The organism is Streptomyces flaveolus (assembly GCF_044765825.1).
GTDB classification, from domain to species: domain Bacteria; phylum Actinomycetota; class Actinomycetes; order Streptomycetales; family Streptomycetaceae; genus Streptomyces; species Streptomyces flaveolus.
Genome location: NZ_JBIWKU010000001.1, coordinates 13,875 through 35,966, shown reverse-complemented (window position 1 = coordinate 35,966; position 22,092 = coordinate 13,875). Strand labels below are relative to the sequence as shown.

General features: G+C 71.9%; 17 protein-coding genes and 1 pseudogene. 11 read left to right on the top strand and 7 right to left on the bottom strand.

Features of this window, described 5'->3' with window-relative positions:
• The first annotated feature begins 205 nt into the window (after positions 1 to 205).
• A complete protein-coding gene (locus tag ACIRG6_RS00150; RefSeq protein WP_364683236.1) occupies positions 206 to 1,306 on the top strand; it encodes a calcium:proton antiporter in 1,101 nt (366 codons plus the stop codon).
• 78 nt (positions 1,307 to 1,384) lie between these two features.
• Here ACIRG6_RS00150 and ACIRG6_RS00145 read toward each other — a convergent pair.
• Positions 1,385 to 1,504 (bottom strand): annotated as a pseudogene (locus ACIRG6_RS00145) (LD-carboxypeptidase); the annotation flags it as partial.
• 67 nt (positions 1,505 to 1,571) lie between these two features.
• On the opposite strand from ACIRG6_RS00145, the gene aroQ reads away from it, so the two are divergent.
• Positions 1,572 to 2,045 (top strand): type II 3-dehydroquinate dehydratase, encoded by a 474-nt coding sequence (gene aroQ, locus ACIRG6_RS00140; RefSeq protein ID WP_239771258.1) that lies wholly within the window; start codon positions 1,572 to 1,574, stop codon positions 2,043 to 2,045.
• 172 nt (positions 2,046 to 2,217) lie between these two features.
• Here the strand turns inward: aroQ and ACIRG6_RS00135 are convergent, their stop codons facing one another.
• Both ACIRG6_RS00135 and ACIRG6_RS00130 read right to left on the bottom strand, forming a co-directional pair.
• Entirely contained in the window at positions 2,218 to 2,874 is a 657-nt protein-coding gene (locus ACIRG6_RS00135; protein ID WP_239771257.1) for an MBL fold metallo-hydrolase, read from the bottom strand.
• Positions 2,875 to 2,921: 47 nt separating this feature from the next.
• Entirely contained in the window at positions 2,922 to 3,608 is a 687-nt protein-coding gene (locus ACIRG6_RS00130; RefSeq protein WP_364683234.1) for a maleylpyruvate isomerase family mycothiol-dependent enzyme, read from the bottom strand.
• A gap of 223 nt (positions 3,609 to 3,831) precedes the next feature.
• On the opposite strand from ACIRG6_RS00130, the gene uvrA reads away from it, so the two are divergent.
• Positions 3,832 to 6,867 carry an excinuclease ABC subunit UvrA gene (uvrA, locus tag ACIRG6_RS00125; RefSeq protein WP_318218099.1) on the top strand — a complete coding sequence of 1,012 codons (3,036 nt, stop codon included), beginning with the start codon at positions 3,832 to 3,834 and terminating at the stop codon, positions 6,865 to 6,867.
• 75 nt (positions 6,868 to 6,942) lie between these two features.
• Here uvrA and ACIRG6_RS00120 read toward each other — a convergent pair whose 3' ends face one another.
• Positions 6,943 to 7,494, bottom strand: coding sequence for a YceI family protein (locus tag ACIRG6_RS00120; protein WP_403320038.1), 552 nt, complete (start codon positions 7,492 to 7,494; stop codon positions 6,943 to 6,945).
• 101 nt (positions 7,495 to 7,595) lie between these two features.
• Here ACIRG6_RS00120 and ACIRG6_RS00115 point away from each other — a divergent pair, with 101 nt between their 5' ends.
• On the top strand, positions 7,596 to 8,459 hold the full coding sequence (locus ACIRG6_RS00115) for a helix-turn-helix domain-containing protein (protein WP_350721675.1): 864 nt from the start codon (positions 7,596 to 7,598) through the stop codon (positions 8,457 to 8,459).
• A 13-nt stretch (positions 8,460 to 8,472) separates the two neighbouring features.
• On the opposite strand, the gene ACIRG6_RS00110 is transcribed toward ACIRG6_RS00115, so the two are convergent.
• Both ACIRG6_RS00110 and ACIRG6_RS00105 read right to left on the bottom strand, forming a co-directional pair.
• Positions 8,473 to 9,381 (bottom strand): carbohydrate kinase family protein, encoded by a 909-nt coding sequence (locus ACIRG6_RS00110; RefSeq protein ID WP_381687281.1) that lies wholly within the window; start codon positions 9,379 to 9,381, stop codon positions 8,473 to 8,475.
• The gene (locus ACIRG6_RS00105) at positions 9,378 to 10,439 is read right to left on the bottom strand and encodes a LacI family DNA-binding transcriptional regulator (RefSeq protein ID WP_403320036.1); all 1,062 of its coding nucleotides are present in this window, start codon (positions 10,437 to 10,439) and stop codon (positions 9,378 to 9,380) included. Before ACIRG6_RS00105 ends, ACIRG6_RS00110 begins: the two co-directional genes overlap by 4 nt.
• A gap of 205 nt (positions 10,440 to 10,644) precedes the next feature.
• Between ACIRG6_RS00105 and ACIRG6_RS00100 the strand changes: the two genes are divergently transcribed.
• Positions 10,645 to 11,067 carry a Rieske (2Fe-2S) protein gene (locus ACIRG6_RS00100; protein WP_364683225.1) on the top strand — a complete coding sequence of 141 codons (423 nt, stop codon included), beginning with the start codon at positions 10,645 to 10,647 and terminating at the stop codon, positions 11,065 to 11,067.
• 24 nt (positions 11,068 to 11,091) lie between these two features.
• On the opposite strand, the gene ACIRG6_RS00095 is transcribed toward ACIRG6_RS00100, so the two are convergent.
• The gene (locus tag ACIRG6_RS00095) at positions 11,092 to 12,072 is read right to left on the bottom strand and encodes a hypothetical protein (protein WP_403320034.1); all 981 of its coding nucleotides are present in this window, start codon (positions 12,070 to 12,072) and stop codon (positions 11,092 to 11,094) included.
• 366 nt (positions 12,073 to 12,438) lie between these two features.
• Between ACIRG6_RS00095 and uvrC the strand changes: the two genes are divergently transcribed.
• The 6 genes from uvrC to gap all read left to right on the top strand — a co-directional run bounded on the left by uvrC (position 12,439) and on the right by gap (position 21,976).
• Positions 12,439 to 14,496: an excinuclease ABC subunit UvrC gene (uvrC, locus tag ACIRG6_RS00090; protein ID WP_365020571.1), complete on the top strand. Its 2,058-nt coding sequence runs from the start codon at positions 12,439 to 12,441 to the stop codon at positions 14,494 to 14,496.
• Positions 14,493 to 15,509, top strand: coding sequence for an RNase adapter RapZ (gene rapZ / locus ACIRG6_RS00085; RefSeq protein ID WP_364683219.1), 1,017 nt, complete (start codon positions 14,493 to 14,495; stop codon positions 15,507 to 15,509). Before uvrC ends, rapZ begins: the two co-directional genes overlap by 4 nt.
• On the top strand, positions 15,506 to 16,597 hold the full coding sequence (locus ACIRG6_RS00080; protein WP_239771246.1) for a gluconeogenesis factor YvcK family protein: 1,092 nt from the start codon (positions 15,506 to 15,508) through the stop codon (positions 16,595 to 16,597). The genes rapZ and ACIRG6_RS00080 overlap by 4 nt, the downstream gene beginning before the upstream one ends.
• The gene (gene whiA, locus ACIRG6_RS00075) at positions 16,588 to 17,577 is read left to right on the top strand and encodes a DNA-binding protein WhiA (protein WP_077798688.1); all 990 of its coding nucleotides are present in this window, start codon (positions 16,588 to 16,590) and stop codon (positions 17,575 to 17,577) included. Before ACIRG6_RS00080 ends, whiA begins: the two co-directional genes overlap by 10 nt.
• Before the next feature lie 210 nt (positions 17,578 to 17,787).
• The gene (locus ACIRG6_RS00070; RefSeq protein WP_364817850.1) at positions 17,788 to 20,742 is read left to right on the top strand and encodes a M14 family metallopeptidase; all 2,955 of its coding nucleotides are present in this window, start codon (positions 17,788 to 17,790) and stop codon (positions 20,740 to 20,742) included.
• A gap of 226 nt (positions 20,743 to 20,968) precedes the next feature.
• The gene (gap, locus tag ACIRG6_RS00065) at positions 20,969 to 21,976 is read left to right on the top strand and encodes a type I glyceraldehyde-3-phosphate dehydrogenase (protein ID WP_318218089.1); all 1,008 of its coding nucleotides are present in this window, start codon (positions 20,969 to 20,971) and stop codon (positions 21,974 to 21,976) included.
• Positions 21,977 to 22,092: the final 116 nt, after the last annotated feature.

Sequence of the window (22,092 nt, the reverse complement as noted above, 5' to 3'; positions counted from 1 at the left end):
AACGTCATGGGCCTCTTCGGCAACAAGTCCGCCGCCCCCCCCCCCCCCCGGGGGGCGGCCCCCCCCCCCCCCCCCCCCCCCCCCCCCCCCCGGCGCCGCGGCGCCGGCCGGGAGAGGGAGCCCTGAGCGCCGGGCCCGGCCGACGGTGTTCCCCGTCCGTGTGACCGGGAGTGCGGGGTCCGTTCGCCTCTGCGACGATCGCTGCATGATCACTCGGCCCAGGGCGCTCCTCGCGCAGTGGACGACCGTCACGCCCGTGGTCGCGGTCGTGCTGCTGGGCCTCACCTGGGGACGCCACCTGCCCGGTGCGGTCGTGGCGCTGCTGACCGTCGTGCTCGCGCTGTCCGTCCTGGCGGCCGTGCACCACGCCGAGGTGGTCGCCCACCGGGTCGGTGAGCCCTTCGGCTCCCTCGTGCTCGCCATCGCCGTCACCGTCATCGAGGTCGCCCTCATCGTGACCCTGATGGTGGACGGCGGCGACAAGAGCGCGACCCTCGCCCGGGACACCGTCTTCGCGGCCGTGATGATCACCTGTAACGGTGTCGTCGGGCTCAGCCTGCTCGTCGCCTCCCTGCGCCACGGCACGGCCGTGTTCAACCCCGAGGGCACCGGCGCGGCCCTCGCCACGGTGGCGACCCTGGCCACGCTCAGCCTGGTGCTGCCGACGTTCACGACCAGCGCGCAGGGCCCGGAGTTCTCCACCGTCCAGCTGACCTTCGCGGCGCTGTCCTCACTGATCCTCTACGGGCTGTTCATCACGACCCTGACCGTGCGGCACCGCGACTACTTCCTCCCGATCACCCGGCAGGGCGAGGTGATCACCGTGGAGGACCACGCGAACGCGCCGTCGGCCCGCACCGCACTGATCAGCCTGGGCCTGTTGGCCCTGGCTCTGATCGGCGTCGTCGGGCTGGCGAAAGGGGTGTCACCCACCATCGAGGACGGGGTGGAAGCCGCGGGACTCCATCACGCCGTCGTCGGCGTGATCATCGCCCTGCTGGTCCTCCTCCCCGAGACCATCGCCGCCGTGCGCACCGCCCGCCGCGACCGGGTGCAGACCAGCCTGAATCTCGCGCTCGGTTCCGCGATGGCGAGCATCGGACTGACCATCCCGGCCGTCGCCCTGGCCTCCGTCTGGCTCTCCGGGCCGCTGGTCCTGGGCCTCGGCCCCACCCACATGGTGCTGCTCGCGCTGACCGTGGTGGTGGCCTCCCTGACGGTCGTACCGGGGCGTGCCACACCCCTGCAGGGCGGCGTCCACCTGGTGCTGTTCGCGGCGTACCTGGAACTCGCGATCAACCCCTAGCCGGTGAGGAGCCCCGGCGCGTGAACCGGTGGGTGGATCAGTAGGTGACGACGATCCGCCGGGCGGGCCCGTCGACGACAGTCCGGGCAGTCCCGACGCGGGAGATATGACCGCGACGCGGTCTCCGGGCGAGGGCTTGGGCGGATAGACGATCATCGGCATGCGCGGAGGATACGGGCGGCCGAGTCGCCGGCGCACCGTGATAGACCGGGGCGAGCGCCGGTCGGCCAAGGACCGCCGCACCTCGAACGGACCGGAGGAAACCGTGCCCCGCACCCTGGCCAACGCCCCGATCATGATCCTCAACGGGCCCAACCTGAACCTGCTCGGCCAGCGCCAGCCGGAGATCTACGGCTCCGACACGCTCGCCGACGTCGAGGCCCTGTGCGTCAAGGCCGCCGCGGCACACGGCGGCACGGTGGACTTCCGCCAGTCCAACCACGAGGGCGAACTGGTCGACTGGATCCACGAGGCACGGCTGAACCACTGCGGAATCGTGATCAACCCCGCCGCCTACTCGCACACGTCCGTCGCGATCCTGGACGCGCTCAACACCTGTGACGGGCTGCCGGTGGTGGAGGTCCACATCTCCAACATCCACCAGCGGGAGTCGTTCCGGCACCACTCCTACGTCTCGCAGCGCGCCGACGGGGTCATCGCGGGATGCGGTGTGCAGGGGTACGCGTTCGGCGTGGAGCGGGTCGCGGCGCTGGCGGGGACGGGACGGGCCGACACCTGAGGGGCCGGGGCCGCCGGCCGAGGGCGGGAGGAGAAGACCGGCGGCCCGCGCCGCCCAGGAGCCGTCGTCCTGGGCGGGGCCGCCACCAGTCGACCGCACCGCCCCCGCGCGCCGACAGCGCGCGGGGACGGCCGCCGCCGGTGAACGGATCACACGGGGCGCGTACGGGGGCTCACCACCCGCGCGCGTGCCACTCCGGCAGGTGCGGGCGTTCCGCGCCCAGCGTGGTGTCGTTGCCGTGTCCCGGGTAGACCCACGTCTCGTCCGGGAGGACGTCGAAGACCTTGGTCTCCACATCGTGGATCAGGCTCGCGAACGCCTTCGGGTCCTTGAAGGTGTTGCCCACACCGCCGGGGAAGAGGCAGTCCCCGGTGAACACGTGCGGATGCCCGTGCGGGTCGTCGTAGACGAGGACGATCGAGCCCGGTGTGTGCCCGACCAGGTGGCGCGCGGTGAGTTCCACCTGCCCCACCCGGATGGTGTCGCCGTCGTCGACCGGCACGTCGGTGGGCACGGGGATGCCCTCGGCGTCGTGCCGGCCGGCGTAGGTACGGGCGCCGGTGGCCGCGACGACCTCGGCGAGCGCCTGCCAGTGGTCGCCGTGCCGGTGGGTGGTGACGACGGAGGCGATGCCGTCGTCACCGATCGTGCCGAGCAGCGTGTGCGCGTCGTTCGCGGCGTCGATCAGCACCTGCTCGTCGGTGGCCCGGCAGCGCAGCAGATAGGCGTTGTTGTTCATCGGGCCGACCGCGACCTTGGTGATCATCAGGTCCTTGAGCTCGTGCACCTGGGCGGGGCCGCCGACCCGCACCTCTCCGCTGTAGGTCATGACGGCCAGCCTAGCGCCGGGAGGCGGTCCGCAACCGCCTCCCCCGGCTACAGCGGCGGCAGCGCGGGCAGCGTGCCCCCGTCCACGGTCAGCGCGGACCCCGCGCGCCGTCCGGCGAGCCAGCCCAGCAGGTCGGCGGGGGCACCGGTGACGGTGATCTCCCGTCCGCCCTCCTCGCGGCCGGTGCGCCACGCGCGCGTGCCGTCCGTGAGGTGCGTGGGCGGCACGTCCGGGTGCCCGGTGAAACGGGCCGCCAGGAACGCGGTCTCCCGCTCGGTGAACTCCTGCGGGAGGTCCTCCAGCTCGTAGCCGATCCCGAGGTCCACGTGGTGCAGCTCCACCTCGGCCCAGCGCCGGAAGGGCACCCGGGACGCCGAGTCGGTGATCCCGTTGCGCAGCGTGACCGTACGTGACCAGTCGGCGGGGACGGCGCCCACCTCCTGGAAGCGGGCCGCGCTCTCGCGCACGTCCGTGAGCTGCGCCTCCAGGGGACGCGGGGCGTCCCGCTCGATGTCGGCGTCCCTGGCCTCGGCGGAGAGGTACATGGGGCGGCCCTCGAGAACGTTCACGAGGGCGTCCGCGTTGCGGGCGAGGTGCGCGAGGACATGGCCGCGGGTCCAGCCGGGAAGCCGTGACTGGTCCGTCACGCCCGCGTTGTCCAGTTTGCCGACCGCGGTCAGCAGTCGCTCGGTGGCGTCGCGTACAGACGCCAGGTCACGCGCGTGATCAATCATGCCGCCGACCCTAGTCCGCACCACACCTTCGGGTGAAGGAGGCGGACGACGCCCGTAAATCGAATGCACGTGCTATATGGTCGGGAGTGGCGTCGGGCATGCTGGGGAGTCGGGGTTTGTTGACAACCGGTGAATCCGACCGGCGTTGTCAGTGGCTCCCCCTAGTCTGAGAAAGACGGGGGCCCCGCCCCTGTCACTTCTCTCAAGAAAGGTGCGGACCGGCGTGGCCGACCGTCTCATCGTCCGTGGCGCGCGCGAGCACAATCTGAAGAACGTCTCGCTCGACCTGCCTCGTGACTCGCTCATCGTCTTCACGGGCCTGTCCGGGTCGGGCAAGTCCTCCCTGGCCTTCGACACGATCTTCGCCGAGGGCCAGCGGCGCTACGTGGAGTCGCTCTCCTCGTACGCCCGGCAGTTCCTCGGCCAGATGGACAAGCCGGACGTCGACTTCATCGAGGGCCTCTCACCGGCGGTCTCCATCGACCAGAAGTCGACCTCGCGCAACCCGCGCTCCACGGTCGGCACCATCACCGAGGTCTACGACTACCTGCGCCTGCTCTTCGCCCGCATCGGCAAGCCGCACTGTCCCGAGTGCGGCCGGCCGATCTCGCGCCAGTCACCGCAGGCCATCGTCGACAAGGTGCTGGAGCTGCCGGAGGGCAGCCGCTTCCAGGTGCTGTCGCCGCTGGTGCGCGAGCGCAAGGGCGAGTTCGTCGACCTCTTCGCCGACCTGCAGACCAAGGGCTACTCCCGCGCGCGGGTGGACGGCGAGACCGTCCAGCTCTCCCAGCCGCCCACGCTGAAGAAGCAGGAGAAGCACACCATCGAGGTGGTCGTCGACCGCCTCACCGTGAAGGACTCCGCCAAGCGCCGCCTCACCGACTCCGTCGAGACCGCGCTCGGCCTGTCCGGCGGCATGGTCGTGCTCGACTTCGTCGACCTCCCCGAGGACGACCCCGAGCGCGAGCGCATGTACTCGGAGCACCTGTACTGCCCTTACGACGACCTGTCCTTCGAGGAGCTGGAGCCGCGCTCCTTCTCCTTCAACTCGCCCTTCGGCGCCTGCCCCGACTGCTCGGGCATCGGCACGCGCATGGAGGTCGACCCGGAGCTGATCGTCCCGGACCCGGACAAGTCCCTGGACGAGGGCGCCATCCACCCCTGGTCGCACGGGCACACCAAGGACTACTTCGCCCGCCTGATCGGCGCCCTCGCGGACGCGCTGGGCTTCCGTACGGACATCCCGTTCGCGGGGCTGCCGCTGCGCGCCCGCAAGGCCCTGCTGTACGGGCACAAGACGCAGGTCGAGGTCCGCTACCGCAACCGGTACGGGCGCGAGCGTCGCTACACCACGGCCTTCGAGGGCGCCGTTCCCTTCGTCAAGCGCCGGCACAGCGAGTCCGAGAGCGATGCCAGCCGCGAGCGCTTCGAGGGCTACATGCGCGAGGTGCCCTGCCCCACCTGTGAGGGCACCCGCCTGAAGCCGCTCGTCCTCGCGGTCACCGTGATGGGCAAGTCGATCGCCGAGGTCTCGGCGATGTCCATCAGCGACTGCGCCGACTTCCTGGGCGAGCTGAAGCTCAGCGCCCGGGACAAGAAGATCGCCGAGCGCGTGCTGAAGGAGGTCAACGAGCGGCTGCGCTTCCTGGTCGACGTCGGCCTGGACTACCTCTCGCTGAACCGCGCGGCCGGCACCCTCTCCGGCGGCGAGGCCCAGCGCATCCGCCTGGCCACCCAGATCGGCTCCGGACTCGTCGGCGTGCTGTACGTCCTCGACGAGCCGTCCATCGGCCTGCACCAGCGCGACAACCACCGGCTGATCGAGACCCTCGTCCGGCTCCGCGACATGGGCAACACGCTCATCGTCGTCGAGCACGACGAGGACACCATCAAGGTCGCCGACTGGATCGTCGACATCGGCCCCGGCGCCGGTGAGCACGGCGGCAAGGTGGTGCACAGCGGCTCCGTCAAGGAGCTGCTCGACAACGCCGAGTCGCAGACCGGCCTGTACCTGTCGGGCAAGAAGGCCATCCCGCTGCCCGACGTGCGCCGCCCGCAGGACCCGTCCCGCCGGCTCACCGTGCACGGTGCCCGCGAGAACAACCTGCAGGACATCGACGTGTCCTTCCCGCTGGGCGTCTTCACCGCGGTGACCGGCGTCTCCGGCTCCGGCAAGTCGACGCTGGTCAACGACATCCTGTACACCCACCTCGCGCGGGAACTGAACGGTGCCCGCAGCGTGCCCGGACGGCACACGCGCGTGGACGGCGACGACCTCGTCGACAAGGTCGTCCACGTCGACCAGTCGCCCATCGGCCGCACCCCGCGGTCCAACCCGGCGACGTACACGGGCGTCTTCGACCACATCCGCAAGCTGTTCGCCGAGACGACCGAGGCGAAGGTGCGCGGCTACCTGCCCGGCCGGTTCTCCTTCAACGTCAAGGGCGGCCGCTGCGAGAACTGCGCGGGCGACGGCACGATCAAGATCGAGATGAACTTCCTCCCGGACGTCTACGTCCCGTGCGAGGTCTGCCACGGTGCCCGGTACAACCGGGAGACCCTGGAGGTCCACTACAAGGGCAAGTCCATCGCCGACGTGCTGAACATGCCGATCGAGGAGGCGACCGACTTCTTCGAGGCGGTCCCCGCGATCGCCCGGCACATGAAGACACTCAAGGACGTCGGCCTCGGCTACGTCCGGCTCGGCCAGTCCGCGACCACCCTGTCCGGCGGTGAGGCGCAGCGCGTGAAGCTCGCCAGCGAGCTGCAGCGCCGCTCCACCGGCCGCACGGTCTACGTCCTGGACGAGCCGACCACCGGTCTGCACTTCGAGGACATCAGCAAGCTGCTCACCGTTCTGTCCGGTCTGGTCGACAAGGGCAACACGGTCATCGTCATCGAGCACAACCTCGACGTGATCAAGACGGCGGACTGGGTCGTCGACATGGGTCCCGAGGGCGGCGCCGGCGGTGGCCTGGTGGTCGCCGAAGGCACACCGGAGCAGATCGCCGGCGTCCCGACCAGCCACACCGGCAAGTTCCTCAGGGACATCCTCGACGCCGACCGGGTCAGCGACGCGATCCCGGCGCAGGCCACGCGCAAGGCGGCGAAGACGGTGGCGGCCAAGGCCACGACCAGGAAGACGGCCACCAAGAAGGTCGGTGCCACCACGGCGAAGACCGCGACGAAGAGCGCGGCGAAGACGGCCAGGACCACCAAGCCGGCCGCGAAGAAGACGACGCGGGCGAGCAAGGCCTGACCGCCCGCCGGCACACGGACGCGCCGTGTCCCACGGAAGAACCCGTGGGACACGGCGCGTCCGCGCATCCGGCGCTCAGACGCCCGCCGGCTCCACGAACTGCATGTCGAGCTGGATCTTCACCACCTCCCCGAGCAGTCCCGGAGCGAAGTCCAGCCCGAACTCGCTGCGCCGGATCTCACCCGTCGCCTCGAACCCGGCGTGCCGGCTGCCGTCCATGGGCACGTCCACCAGCCCGCCGAACTCCACGGCGAGCGTCACCGGCCGGGTCACCTCGCCGATCGTCAGCTCGCCCTCCATGACCCAGTCCTCGCCCTCGCCCGACACCCGGGTCGAGCGGTAGGTCATCGTCGGACGCTTCTCCACGTCGAGCAGATCGGCAGAGCGCACGTGCGCGTCCCGGTCGGCGTTCCCGGTGTCGACGGAGGCCAGGTCGATCGTCGCGGTCACCCGGACGTCGCCGGCTGTCTCCCCGACGACGAGGTCGGCCTCCACACCGTTGAAACGCCCCCGCACCTTGGCGATGCCGAGATGGCGGACGGTGAAGCTCACGGCGGAGTGAAAGGGGTCGAGAGCCCACTGGCCGGGCGCGATCGGCAGGGCAGTGGTGGCGATGTCGTTCGTCATGCCGACCACCCTGCGGGCCCCGCGCCCCGGAAGGGAGACCGGCGTGAGCGTGGTAGTCGCAGGGCCACCCTCACGCCCGCACGGGTTGGTACGTTCCACAGGTGAGCGACAACGAGTTGGGCACGTTCCTGCGCAGCTGGCGCGAGTCCGTCGGCCCCGCCGAGGTGGGGCTGCCCGCCGGCCCCCGCCGCCGCACGCCCGGCCTGCGCCGCGCCGAACTGGCGACGCTCGCCGGCGTCAGCGTGGAGTACCTCACCCGGCTGGAACAGGGGCGCGATCGCCACCCGTCCGCCCAGGTGCTCGGCGCCCTCGCCGACGCGCTGAACCTGTCCCTGAGCAACCGCATGGTGCTGCGCCGGCTGACCAAGGAGGCCGACGGCGGCGACCCGCTCCTGTGCGCCGCTGCCCCGCCGCTCGGTCGTGAGGCGCGGCCCACCGTGCGTGCCGTCCTGGACCGGCTGGAACCCGCCCCCGCCGCCGTGCTGAACTGGATCGGCGACGTCCTCGCCCACACCGCCGGCTACGCCCGGCTCACCGGCCCGCTCGGCCTGCTCGACGCCGAGCAGCCCAACCTGCTGCGCCACCTGTTCACCGACGAGCGCGCCCGCGACGCCTACCCCGAGTGGGACCGCGTCGCCGACGACCTGGTCGCCCGGCTCCGGCACAACGCCCCGTTGCGGGATCCCTACGTCGCCGAGCTGGCCGACGAGCTGACGGTGACGGCGGGCGCGGAGTTCACCGACCGGTTCGCCGACCTCGCCCTGACCCCGCGACGCGTCGGCACCCAGCACGTCCGGCACCCGGAGGCCGGCCCGCTGAACCTGCTGCACGAGACGCTCGCGCTCCCCGAGGACGGTCAGTGGATCGTCGTGCACCTGCCGGCGGACGACGCCACGGCCGCCGCCCTGGACCTCCTCGACGGCCGCCGCCCCGGCGCCCTGCGGGCCGTACGGCCGGCCGGCTGAGACCGGCGGACCGTCAGAGAGCCACCTCGCGGGCGTACGGAGGCTCCGCGCCCGCGCGCGAACAGGTGACCGCCGCGGCGCGGGCGGCGAAGCCGAGCAGGCCGGCCCAGCCGTCGGGCCCCAGCGCGGCCACCGCGTGCTCGTCGAGCGCGTCCCGCACCGCGAGGCCGTGCAGCAGCGCCGCGTTCACCGTGTCGCCGGCACCGATGGTGTCCACCACCTCGACCCGCTCGCCCGGCACCGCGTACTCGCCCCCGTCACGGGTGAACGCCGTCAGCCCGTCACCGCCGCGGGTGATCACCACCGCCGCCGGACCGGCCGCCAGCCACTCCCGGGGGGTGCCGCCGAGCCACTCGGCGTCCTCCGCGGACAGCTTCAGCAGCGACACCGACGGCAGCCAGCTCTTGAACCGGGCCCGGTAGGCGTCCGGGTCCGGGATCAGCCCCGCCCGGATGTTCGGGTCGAGCGCCGTGAACACGCCCCGCGCCGCCGTCTCGCGCAGCAGTTCCTCGTACGCGCTCGCCCCCGGCTCCAGCACCAGCGAACAGGTGCCGAAGGACACCGCCCGGGTGCCCGGCGGCAGCGCGGACGGCACCGTGAACAGCCGGTCCGCGGTGCCCTCCACGTAGAAGGTGTACGCGGCCGAGCCGTCCGCGCCGACGGTGGCCACGGCGAGCGTCGTCGGCTCGGCCCCGCGCTGTACCGGCGACACGTCCACGCCGGTCTCGCGCAGCCGGTCCAGCAGCGCCTCGCCGAAGGCGTCGTACGACACCCGGGAGCAGAAGGCGGCGGGGGAGCCGAGGCGGCCCAGCGCGACGGCGGTGTTGTACGGGCCGCCGCCGAGCGCCGGGCGCAGCGTCGCGAGGGCACCCGTGCCCTGCGGTACCAGGTCGATCAGTGCCTCACCGGCGACGACGATCACGGGAGGGTCCTTTCGTGGTCCGGTTCGGGGACGTGCCGGGGCTGCTCGGGGCAGCCGCAGGAGGTGCGGTGGACGAAGGCACAGGGCAGCCGCACGGTTCTCGCCGGCCGGCCCGGTGCGGCGAGCCGCTCCAGCAGCAGCCGGACGGCCCGGGCACCGATGTCCCTGCTGGGCTGCGCGACGGCGGTCAGGCGCGGTGCGAACAGGTCCGCCCAGGCGAAGTCGTCGAAGCAGCACAGCGCGAGATCGCCGGGCACGGACAGACCGCGGTCCCGCAGGGCGCGCAGCGCGCCGATGGTCATCGCGTTGTTGGCCGTGACCAGCGCGGTGGGCGGCTCCGCGAGGGACAGCAGGGCCGCCGTGGCCCGTTCGCCGCCGGCCGCGTCGGAGTCGCCGTGCACCACCAGCCGCTCGTCGTGGGGCAGTCCGGCGGCGGTGAGGCCGTCCCGGTACCCGGTGATCCGCTCGCGCGTCGTGCTGAACCCCGGCCGGCCCGCGACCAGGCCGATCCGCCGGTGACCGAGCCCGGCGAGATGGCCGACCAGCCCGGTGGTGGGCTCGGCGCTCTCCGCGCACACCTGGTCGAAGCGAGGTCCGCCGCTCTCCGGCGTGTCGACGACCCGGTCGAGGAACACGGCGGGCACCCGGTGGCGTGCCAGGTAGGCGACGAGTGCGCCCGGATCGGCGGAGGGCGCGACGATCATGCCGTCCACGCGCCGCTCGTGCAGCAGCCGTACGACCGTGAGTTCGTGCCCGGGGTCGTCGTGCGGGTCGGCGATGAGCAGGCTGTAGCCGTGCTCCAGGGCCTCGGCCTCGACGCCCTGGAGGATCTCCGTGAAGTAGGGATTGCTGATCGCCGAGACCGCGAGCCCGAGAGAGCGGGTCCGGGAGGTCACCAGGGAGCGGGCGAGGGTGTTCGGGGTGTAACCGAGCTCCTCGATGGCGTCCAGCACCGCCTGGCGGGTGTGCGGCAGCACGGGACGGGTGTCGTTGAGCACGTGCGAGACCGTCGCCACGGAGACCCCGGCGCACCGCGCGACGTCGGCCATGGTTGCCACCGGAGCGCCCCTTCCGTCGTACGCCTGCCGTGCTCTCCCCGTTGTGCTGCCGGGGAGCGTATCCCGTCCCGGGGCGGGCGTAAACGCTTGCGCAATCGTTTACGTCGGTGAGTGCGGTGCGTCCTCCACCCGGCTACCCACCCGGTCGGACGCCGGGCGCCGCCGGATATCGTCGCCCTCACACCCCCGACCAGTGGAGATCCCCATGTCCGGCCGCCCCGTCCCGAGTCGTCGTACCGTCCTGCGCTCGGCGGCCCTCACACCCGTCGCGGGGCTCGGTCTGGCCGCCTGCTCACCGGGGGACGACGGCGCGGCCGCGCAGCCGACCGCGCCCGTCGACCTCGGTGCGGAGGGCGAGGTCGCCCAGGGCGCCGCCAAGCTCTACCGGGACCAGAACGTCGTGGTGAGCCGGGCGCAGGACGGCTCGCTGAAGGCCTACAGCACGATCTGCACGCACGCGGGGTGCCCCATCAAGAAGCTGGAGGGCACCAAGCTGGTCTGCCCCTGCCACGGCAGTGAGTTCGACGCCCGCACCGGCGAGGTGCTGCACGCCCCGGCGACCGTGGCGCTCACGGAACTGCGCGTCGACGTGCAGCAGGGCCGGATCGTCGCGACCCCCGGGGCCTGACCGGCCCGGATCAGCGGCGCCCGTTCACTCCCAGTCCCACGCGATCCCCAGCATGCCCGGCCGCACCCGCGCCTCCACGAGGTGCACCGAGTGGTGCGGCCCGCTCATGGCCAGCTCCCGCCGGCCGCCGCGCGGCGCCGCCGCCGAGTGCTGCGTGAACCGCCGGCAGCGCGCGGGCGGGGCCGACGCGTCGAAACCCACCTGGAGGGCGTACTGCCCGCCCGCCGCGCCGAACGCGCGGACGTACTCGTGCGACACGCCCGCGGTGCCGTCCTCGACGCCGTAGCGGAAGAGATAGGTGTCCCCGGCCCGCAGGCGGGTGTCGAAGAGCAGCTCCGTCACCAGTACACCGGTGTCGTGGTGGGTCCGGACGCGCCCCGTACGGCAGTTCTCCAGCGCGTGGACGGCCATCCGCGCGGGAGCGCACCCCGGGTCGCCGTGGTGGACGGCGACGAAGCGGTCGACGCCGTCCCGGTGGGCGCGGACGATGAGGTGCGACTCGCGCCCCGCCAGCTCGCGCCGGGCCCCGATCCGGACCCGTTCATGGTGCCCGAGGGTGAGCAGCCCGTCGTCCGCCGACGGGTGGCCGAGCTCGCCCAGCAGCCGGTCGAGGACGCCCGAGGCCTCGACACGGGCCCGGTAGGAGCGCACCGCGGGCCGGTGCGCCGACGCGGGTTCGTCGGTCTCGGCGAGCAGGCGTATCAGCGACTCCTCCGGCAGCTGGAGTATCTCCTCCAGGGCGCGCACGGCCCGCAGGGACTCCGGACGCTGCGGACGCCGGGCGCCCTGCTGCCAGTAGCTCAGGCTCGTGACGCCCACCGTCACCCCGTGCCGCGACAGATGGTGCTGGACGCGCTGCAGCGGCAGCCCGCGCGCGGCGATCGCGGCGCGCAGGGCGACGTGGAACGGGCCGCCGCGCAGGACCGAGTCGAGTTCCGCGGTGTCGGCGCCCGCGGTGACGACGTCCGCGATGTCGGCGTCCGCGTGCTGTGTGGCGTGCGGCATGCAGGGGCCCTTCTGTCAATGTTCACAACGGCTGGTCGGACCGTTCGGCGCGGATCCGCGGGGCCCGCCCCCTGTCGCGGCGCAGGGGAGGGTCTTCACATCCGTACGCCGCGCTCCAGGGCCCCGAGTTCCCCCGCATTGAAGCGTGTTGACCTAGTCCCGACAACACCCGAAGCCGGACCACGGCACACTCCTGGCCGAGAACGCACGGGCCCGCGTCCGGGAGGCCACCGCGCGTGACCGGCCGGACCCGGACGGTCCCCGGACGGCCCGCCGCGGGGCCCCGCCGCGGGTTGTCCACAGGGGCCCGCGCCTGTCGTCCACAGCCCCGCCGGACTGTCGGTCCCCGCCAGTAGGGTGTGAGACATGGCCGACCCCTCCAGCTACCGCCCCAGGCCGGGAGAGATCCCGGACTCCCCGGGGGTGTACAGGTTCCGTGACGAGCACCGCCGGGTGATCTACGTCGGAAAGGCGAAGAGCCTGCGCCAGCGCCTGGCGAACTACTTCCAGGACCTGGCGAACCTCCACCCCCGCACCCGCAGCATGGTCACCACCGCCGCGTCCGTGGAGTGGACGGTGGTGTCCACGGAGGTCGAGGCCCTGCAGCTGGAGTACTCCTGGATCAAGGAGTACGACCCCCGGTTCAACGTCAAGTACCGCGACGACAAGAGCTACCCCTACCTCGCGGTGACGATGAACGAGGAGTTCCCGCGCGTGCAGGTGATGCGCGGCCACAAGAAGAAGGGCGTGCGGTACTTCGGGCCGTACGGGCACGCGTGGGCGATCCGCGACACGGTCGACCTCCTGCTGCGCGTCTTCCCGGTGCGCACCTGCTCGGCCGGCGTCTTCAAGAACGCCGCCCGCACCGGCCGCCCCTGCCTGCTCGGCTACATCGGCAAGTGCTCGGCGCCCTGCGTCGGCCGGATCTCCCCGGACGACCACTGGGACCTCGCCGACGAGTTCTGCGACTTCATGGCCGGCCGCACGGGCACCTATCTGCGCCGTCTGGAGAAGCAGATGGCCGAGGCGGCCGAGGACATGGAGTACGAGCGGGCGGCCCGCCTGCGCGACGACATCGGGGCCCTGAAGAAGGCCATGGAGAAGAGCGCGGTCGTGCTCGCCGACGCGACCGACGCCGACCTGATCGCCGTCGCCGAGGACGAGCTGGAGGCGGCCGTCCAGATCTTCCACGTGCGCGGCGGACGCGTGCGCGGGCAGCGCGGCTGGGTCACCGACAAGGTGGAGGACATCACCACCGGCGCCCTCGTCGAGCACGCCCTCCAGCAGCTCTACGGCGAGGAGCGGGGCGACGCCGTCCCCAAGGAGGTCCTGGTCCCGGCCCTGCCCGACCCGGTCGAGCCGGTGCAGCAGTGGCTCACCGACCGCCGCGGCTCGGGCGTGTCCCTGCGCATCCCGCAGCGCGGCGACAAGAAGGCGCTCATGGAGACCGTCCAGCGCAACGCCCAGCAGGCGCTCGTGCTGCACAAGACCAAGCGCGCCTCCGACCTGACCACGCGCTCGCGCGCCCTGGAGGAGATCGCCGAGGCCCTCGGCCTGGACAGCGCCCCGCTGCGGATCGAGTGCTACGACATCTCCCACCTCCAGGGAGACGACGTGGTGGCCTCCATGGTCGTGTTCGAGGACGGACTGGCCCGCAAGAGCGAATACCGCCGGTTCCAGATCAAGGGCTTCGAGGGACAGGACGACGTCCGTTCCATGCACGAGGTGATCACCCGCCGCTTCCGGCGCTACCTGGCCGAGAAGGAGCGGACCGGCGAGTGGGCGGACGGCGACGACGTCCTGGAGGGGGAGCCGCTCAAGGACGAGGACGGCCGTCCCAGGCGCTTCGCCTACCCGCCCCAGCTCGTCGTCGTCGACGGCGGGCAGCCGCAGGTCGCGGCGGCCCAGCGGGCCCTGGACGAGCTCGGCATCGACGACATCGCCGTGTGCGGCCTCGCCAAGCGGCTGGAGGAGGTCTGGCTGCCCCGCGAGGACGACCCGGTCGTGCTGCCCCGCACCAGCGAGGGCCTGTATCTGCTCCAGCGGGTCCGCGACGAGGCCCACCGTTTCGCGATCACCTATCAGCGCAGCAAACGCGCCAAGCGCTTCCGGTCGAGCCCCCTGGACGACGTGCCCGGACTGGGGGAGACCCGCAAGCAGGCGCTGATCAAGCACTTCGGTTCGGTGAAGAAGCTCCGGTCGGCGACGATCGACCAGATCTGCGAGGTACCCGGCATAGGCCGCAAGACGGCCGAGACGGTCGCCGTGGCCCTCGCCCGGGCGACCCCGGCCGCGCCCGCCGTCAACACGGCGACCGGAGAGATCATGGAAGACGACGACGGGGCACCCGGGACGACGGAGGATGCCCCGGGGGAGCCCGTGCCCGCGGGCACCCCGGACGAACGACGGGGGCAGGAGAGATGACCGAGCACGAGACACAGCCCGCCACGGGACGAGAACAGACCCAGGCCACGGCCGGCAGGGAAGCGGGCCCGCAGACGGCCCGGCCCGACGGACGCCAGGACAACGGAGCACAGGTGAGTACGGGCAAGGAAACAGCCGGGGCACAGGAGGCGGCCATCCCCGAGCTGGTGATCATCTCCGGCATGTCCGGGGCCGGCCGCTCGACGGCCGCCAAGTGTCTGGAGGACCTGGGCTGGTTCGTCGTCGATAACCTGCCGCCGGCGCTGATCCCCACCATGGTGGAGCTGGGCGCCCGCTCGCAGGGCAACGTGGCGCGGATCGCCGTGGTCGTGGACGTCCGCGGCCGGCGCTTCTTCGACAACCTGCGCGAGTCCCTCGCCGACCTCGACGCCCGCGGCGTCACCCGGCGGATCGTCTTCCTGGAGTCCTCCGAAGAGGCACTGGTGCGCCGCTTCGAGTCGGTGCGCCGCCCGCACCCCCTCCAGGGCGACGGCCGCATCGTCGACGGCATCGCCGCCGAGCGGCAGCTGCTGCGCGAGCTGCGCGGCGACGCGGACCTGGTGATCGACACCTCCAGCCTCAACGTGCACGAGCTGCGCGCCAAGATGGACGCCCAGTTCGCCGGCGAGGAGGAGCCCGAGCTGCGGGCCACCGTCATGTCGTTCGGCTTCAAGTACGGCCTGCCGGTCGACGCCGACCTGGTCGTGGACATGCGCTTCCTGCCCAACCCGCACTGGGTCCCGGAGCTGCGCCCGTTCACCGGCCTGAACGAGGAGGTGTCGTCGTACGTCCTCAACCAGCCCGGGGCCAAGGAGTTCCTCGACCGCTATGCCGAGCTGCTCCAGCTGATCGCCGCGGGCTACCGTCGTGAGGGCAAGCGCTATGTGACCGTCGCCGTCGGCTGCACCGGCGGCAAGCACCGGTCCGTGGCCATGTCGGAGAAGCTCGCCGCCCGGCTCGCCGCCGAGGGCGTGGAGACGGTGGTCGTCCACCGGGACATGGGACGGGAATGACAGGACGTACTCCGCGGCTGAGCAGGCTGCGCCGGGTGGTGCCCGAGGGGCGCGGCGGCAGGCCCGCCGACGCCCGCGCCGCCCGGCCCGAGCAGGCGCGCGGCGGCAAGCCGCGCCGCCGGGGCACCCAGCCCAAGGTCGTCGCCCTCGGCGGCGGCATGGGCCTGTCCGCCTCGCTCGCCGCACTGCGCCGGATCACCGGCGACCTCACCGCCGTCGTCACCGTGGCCGACGACGGCGGCTCCAGCGGGCGGCTCCGCGACGAGCTGGGCGTCCTGCCGCCCGGCGACCTGCGCAAGGCGCTGGCCGCGCTGTGCGGCGACGACGACTGGGGCCAGACCTGGGCCCGCGTCATCCAGCACCGCTTCCAGTCCCAGGGCGACCTGCACGAACACGCGGTCGGCAATCTGCTGATCGTCGCCCTGTGGGAGCAGCTCGGCGACCACGTCCAGGCTCTCGACCTGGTCGGCAAGCTGCTCGGCGCGCACGGGCGCGTGCTGCCCATGTCCGCCGTCCCGCTGGAGCTCCAGGCCCTGGTCAGGGGCCACGACCCGGAGCGGCCGGAGGAGGTCGACACCGTACGGGGACAGGCCACCGTCGCCCTCACCCCGGGCGAGGTGCAGTCCGTGCACCTGGTGCCGAACGACCCGCCCGCCGTCCCCGAGGCGGTCGACGCCGTCCTCGACGCGGACTGGGTGGTGCTCGGCCCCGGCTCCTGGTTCTCCTCGGTCATTCCGCACCTGCTCGTCCCCGACCTGCTGGACGCGCTGGTCGAGACGAAGGCGCGCCGGGTGCTCTCCTTGAACCTCGCCCCGCAGCCCGGAGAAACCGAGGGCTTCTCCCCGCAGCGTCATTTGGAGGTTTTGGGACGACACGCCCCTAAACTCGCCCTGGACGTGGTGCTGGCCGACGAGGCCGCCGTGCCCGACCGTGACTCGCTCGCCGACGCCGCGAAACGGTTCGGCGCCGCGGTCGAACTCGCTCCGGTCGCCCGGACCGACGGGACCCCGAGGCACGACCCGGAGCTGCTGGCCGCCGCGTACGACCGTATTTTTCGGATGCATGGAAGGATCGGCCCATGGCGATGACGGCAGCGGTGAAGGATGAGATCTCCCGGCTTCCCGTCACCCGGACCTGCTGCAGAAAGGCGGAGGTCTCCGCCGTTCTGCGGTTCGCCGGCGGCCTTCACCTGGTGAGCGGGCGCATCGTGATCGAGGCGGAGCTGGACACCGCGATGGCGGCCCGGCGGCTCAAGCGGGACATCCTGGAGATCTTCGGACACAGCTCCGAGCTGATCGTGATGGCGCCGGGCGGGCTGCGCCGCGGCTCGCGTTACGTCGTACGGGTGGTCGCGGGCGGTGACCAGCTGGCCCGGCAGACCGGCCTGGTGGACGGCCGGGGCCGGCCGATCCGCGGCCTGCCGCCGCAGGTGGTCTCGGGGGCCACCTGCGACGCCGAGGCCGCCTGGCGCGGGGCCTTCCTGGCGCACGGCTCGCTCACCGAGCCCGGCCGCTCCTCCTCCCTCGAGGTGACCTGCCCGGGCCCCGAGGCCGCGCTCGCCCTGGTCGGCGCCGCCCGCCGGCTGTCGATCGCCGCCAAGGCCCGTGAGGTGCGCGGCGTGGACCGGGTCGTCGTCCGCGACGGAGACGCCATCGGCGCGCTGCTCACCCGGCTCGGCGCCCACGAGTCGGTGCTGGCCTGGGAGGAGCGGCGGATGCGCCGCGAGGTGCGGGCCACCGCCAACCGCCTCGCCAACTTCGACGACGCCAACCTGCGCCGTTCGGCCCGCGCGGCCGTCGCCGCCGGCGCCCGGGTCCAGCGGGCCCTGGAGATCCTCGCCGACGACGTGCCCGAGCACCTCGCCGCGGCCGGCCGGCTGCGCATGGAGCACAAGCAGGCCTCGCTGGAGGAGCTGGGCGCCCTCGCCGACCCGCCGCTGACCAAGGACGCGGTCGCCGGCCGCATCCGCCGCCTGCTGGCCATGGCCGACAAGCGGGCCTCGGACCTCGGCATCCCCGGCACGGAGGCCAACCTCGGCGAGGAGCTCGCCGACAACCTCGTCGGCTGACCTCAGCCGGACCGGCAGCTTCCGCACGGCACCGGCCGCCCGCGCACGCACGGGCTCCCGCACACGGACCGTCAGACAGCCGGTACCGGCATCCACTTGGGTGACCGGCACCGGCTTCGGCGTGTCTTTACCGCGCTCTTGACTCGATCTTGAGGTGTCATGAGCCTGGCATCTGTTCGCTGCTGTGGCGGACCCACGCTAGGGGGGTTCATGAGACGAAGAGCGAGATCGATCCTCGCTGTCGGCGCGCTCCTGATCGGCGGAGTGAGCTTCGCACCCATCGCCCAGGCACGACCCGCGGATCCGGGAACCCCGGAAGCGGACGAGGTGAAGGTCTTCCGCGCCGACGTCACCCAGGAGCAGGTGCCCCTGCTGCTGGCCGTCGGCCAGGACGGCCACGAGCTCGGTGAGCAGGTTCCCGCCAAGGGAACGGCCACCGTGGAGGTCTACCTCACCGACCGGCAGGCCAAGTCGCTGGAGAAGAAGGGCGTCGACCTCACCGAGCACACCCTCTCCACCCGGACCGCGGAACGCGTCGAGGCCGCGGCCGACGGCGTCTTCCGCCCCTACAGCGGCAGCGGCGGCCTCCAGGAGGAGATCCTCCGCACCGCCCAGCAGAACCCCGGCCTCACCAAGGTCGTCTCCATCGGCAAGACGGTCAGGGGCCAGGACATCCTGGCGCTCAAGCTCACCAAGAACGCCGAGAAGTCGAAGGACGGCTCCAAGCCCGCCGTCCTCTACATGTCCAACCAGCATGCGCGCGAGTGGATCACCCCGGAGATGACCCGGCGGCTGATGCACCACTATCTGGACAACTACGCGAAGGACCGGCGGATCAAGAAGATCGTCGACTCCACCGAACTGTGGTTCGTCCTGTCGGCCAACCCCGACGGCTACGACTACACGTTCCAGGACCCCGCCAACCGCCTGTGGCGCAAGAACCTGCGCGACGTCAACGGCGACGGTGTCATCAGCACCGGTGACGGCGTCGACCTCAACCGCAACTTCGCCTACAAGTGGGGCTACGACGACGAGGGCTCGTCCCCCAACCCCACCAGCGAGACCTACCGCGGCGCGAGCCCGGCCTCCGAGCCCGAGACCAAGGCGCTGGACGCCTTCCAGAAGCGGATCGGCTTCGCGTACGGCATCAACTACCACTCCGCCGCCGAACTCCTCCTCTACGGTGTCGGCTGGCAGGTGGCCACGAACACCCCGGACGACGTCCTGTACAAGGCGCTCGCCGGCACGCCGGACAACTCCGCGATCCCCGGCTACCACCCGCAGGTCTCCTCGGAGCTGTACACCACCAACGGCGAGGCGGACGGCCACGCGGCCAACGTCAACGGCATGGCGATGTTCACCCCCGAGATGTCGACCTGCCAGACCGCCTCCGGCGTGGACCCCGACGACCAGTGGAACGCGCGCGACTGCCAGTCGGGCTTCAACTTCCCGGACGACGAGAAGCTGATCCAGCAGGAGTTCGCCAAGAACATCCCCTTCGCGCTCTCCGTCGCCGAGACCGCCGCCCACCCCGACCGGCCGTCCTCCGCGGTCGGCCTGGACGCCGCCGACTTCACCCCGGCCCCCTTCACCACCTCGTACTCGCGCGGCGCCGACCAGGAGGTCTCGGTCGTCGTCCGCAAGGCGGTGCGCGACAAGGAGCTGAAGTACCGCGTCAACGGCGGACGCACCCATGACATGGCGCTCAAGCCGTGGCAGGGCGGCGAGACGTACGGCGGTGAGGACAACCTCTACTTCGACGAGTACCGGGCCAAGGTCAAGGACGGTGTCCCGGGCGACAAGGTCGAGGTCTGGTTCACCGGCGAGACGCGTCAGGGCAAGAAGGTCTCCAGCGAGCACTTCACGTACACGATCGCCGAACGCCCCCGCGCGGACGTCCTCGTCGTCGCCGAGGAGGGCGCGAAGGCCACGCAGACGCAGACGTACGTGGACGCGCTCGGGGCGAGCGGCCGGCGGGCCGCCGTATGGGACGTCGCCACCCAGGGCGCGCCCGACGCGCTCGGCGTCCTCGGCCACTTCGACACCGTGGTCCACTACACCGGCGCGGCGACCCCGGGCAACGCCACCCAGCTCCAGCTGCGGGCCTTCCTCAACGAGGGCGGCAGGCTGATCGAGGCCGGCGAGCGGGCGGGCGGCAGCGTCGACCTCGGCGACGGCACCCCGTCCAACGACTTCAGCCAGTACTACCTGGGCGCCTACACCCGAACGTCGACCTCCGGCGCCACCGGGTTCACCGGCTCCGGCAAGCTCGCCGGAACCACCGGCGCGCTCGGCGGCGCCCCGGGCAACCCGCTGGACACCGCCGGGACCTACAGCGTGACCTCGGACCAGCTGCCCCCCGCCACCTACCCGCAGTTCGCGAGCGCGGGCGCCGGCAAGTTCGCCGGCACGGTGAACCCGTACGGGCCCTACGCGGGCGACTGGATGGTGGCCGCCGTCCACACCGACGACGCCTACAAGCGCCTCACCCGCACCGTCGACCTCACCGGTGTCACCGCCTCCGACCGGCCCACGCTGCGCACCCAGCTGCTGTGGGACACCGAGCGCGGCTACGACCACGCCCTGGTCGAGGCCCACGTCACCGGCGCCGACGACTGGACCACGCTCCCCGAGAACGGCGGCGCCACCGGCACCGCCGTGCCCGCCGAGTGCGAGGCCGGCTTCTACGTGGGCGAGCACCCCTGGCTGGAGCACTACCTGACCCTGTCCGACGACGGCTGCACCGCCACCGGCACGACCGGGCAGTGGAACAGCCTCACCGGCTCCTCCGGCGGCTGGAAGCAGGTCGAGTTCGACCTGAGCGCCTACGCCGGGAAGTCCGTCGAGGTGTCGATCAGTTACGTCACCGACCCCGGCAGCGGGGGACGCGGCGTTCTCGCCGACGAGGCCTCGCTGGTCACCCGCGGCACTGCGACCGGGACCGAGGGTTTCGAGACCTCCCTCGGGGCCTGGCGGGTCTCCGGGCCGCCCGCGGGCAGCCCCGCCGTCCTGAAGGACTGGGCCCGCACCGGCACCCTGTTCCAGACCTACGGCGCGGTCACCACGGACGACACCGTGCTGCTGGGCTTCGGCCTGGAGCACCTCACCGCGCCGGCCGACCGGGCCGCGCTCGTGCGGCAGGCGCTGCGTGCCCTGGACGAGTGACATCGCGGTCCCTGGGAACTGACACCGGGTAGCCAAATCGGGTGATCGGTCCCCGGGGCCCGGGCGGTCCGTACCCCTACTGGCGGGTACGGACCGTCGTGCCGGGTATGGGCCGTCTCGATGTCACCCCGGCCGCCTCGGAGAGGTAGGGTCGGAGGTGGTCGGGGACATCCCAAATACAGCTCGCCGGCACATCGGGCCGGCGTACCAACGAGGAGATCGGTTCGTGACGATCCGCGTAGGCATCAACGGCTTTGGCCGCATCGGTCGTAACTACTTCCGCGCGCTGCTGGAGCAGGGTGCAGACATCGAGATCGTGGCTGTCAACGACCTGGGTGACACCGCGACCACCGCCCACCTGCTGAAGTACGACACCATCCTCGGGCGCCTCCCGTACGAGGTCTCGCACACCGAGGACACCATCACCGTCGGCGACAAGACCATCAAGGTCCTCGCCGAGCGCAACCCCGCCGACATCCCGTGGGGCGAGCTGGGCGTCGACATCGTCATCGAGTCGACCGGCATCTTCACGAAGAAGGCCGACGCCGAGAAGCACATCGCGGGCGGCGCGAAGAAGGTCCTCATCTCGGCCCCGGCCAAGGACGAGGACGTCACCATCGTGATGGGCGTCAACCAGGACACGTACGACCCGGCGCAGCACAACGTCATCTCCAACGCCTCCTGCACCACCAACTGTGTGGCGCCGATGGCCAAGGTCCTCGACGAGAACTTCGGCATCGTCAAGGGCCTGATGACGACGGTCCACGCGTACACGAACGACCAGCGCATCCTGGACTTCCCGCACAAGGACCTGCGCCGCGCCCGTGCCGCCGCGGAGAACATCATCCCGACCACCACGGGTGCCGCCAAGGCCACCGCGCTGGTCCTCCCGCAGCTCAAGGGCAAGCTGGACGGCATCGCGATGCGCGTCCCGGTCCCCACCGGCTCGGTCACCGACCTCGTCCTGGAGCTCTCCCGCGAGGTCACCAAGGAAGAGATCAACGCCGCCTTCCAGAAGGCCGCCGAGGGCGAGCTGAAGGGCATCATCGAGTACACCGAGGACCCGATCGTCTCCTCGGACATCGTCAACGCCCCGGCGTCCTGCACCTTCGACTCGTCCCTGACCATGGTCCAGGACGGCAAGAACGTGAAGGTCATCGGCTGGTACGACAACGAGTGGGGCTACTCCAACCGCCTCGTCGACCTCACGGTCTTCGTCGGCAACCAGCTCTGATCGACTCAGACTCAGCAGGCACCTCGAATGCGGTAGCAGGGCTCGGGCAGCGCAAGGTCGCGCGGCCCGGGCCCTGCGTCGCGTCCGCAGCGACCAGCCCTCGTAGGATCACGAGC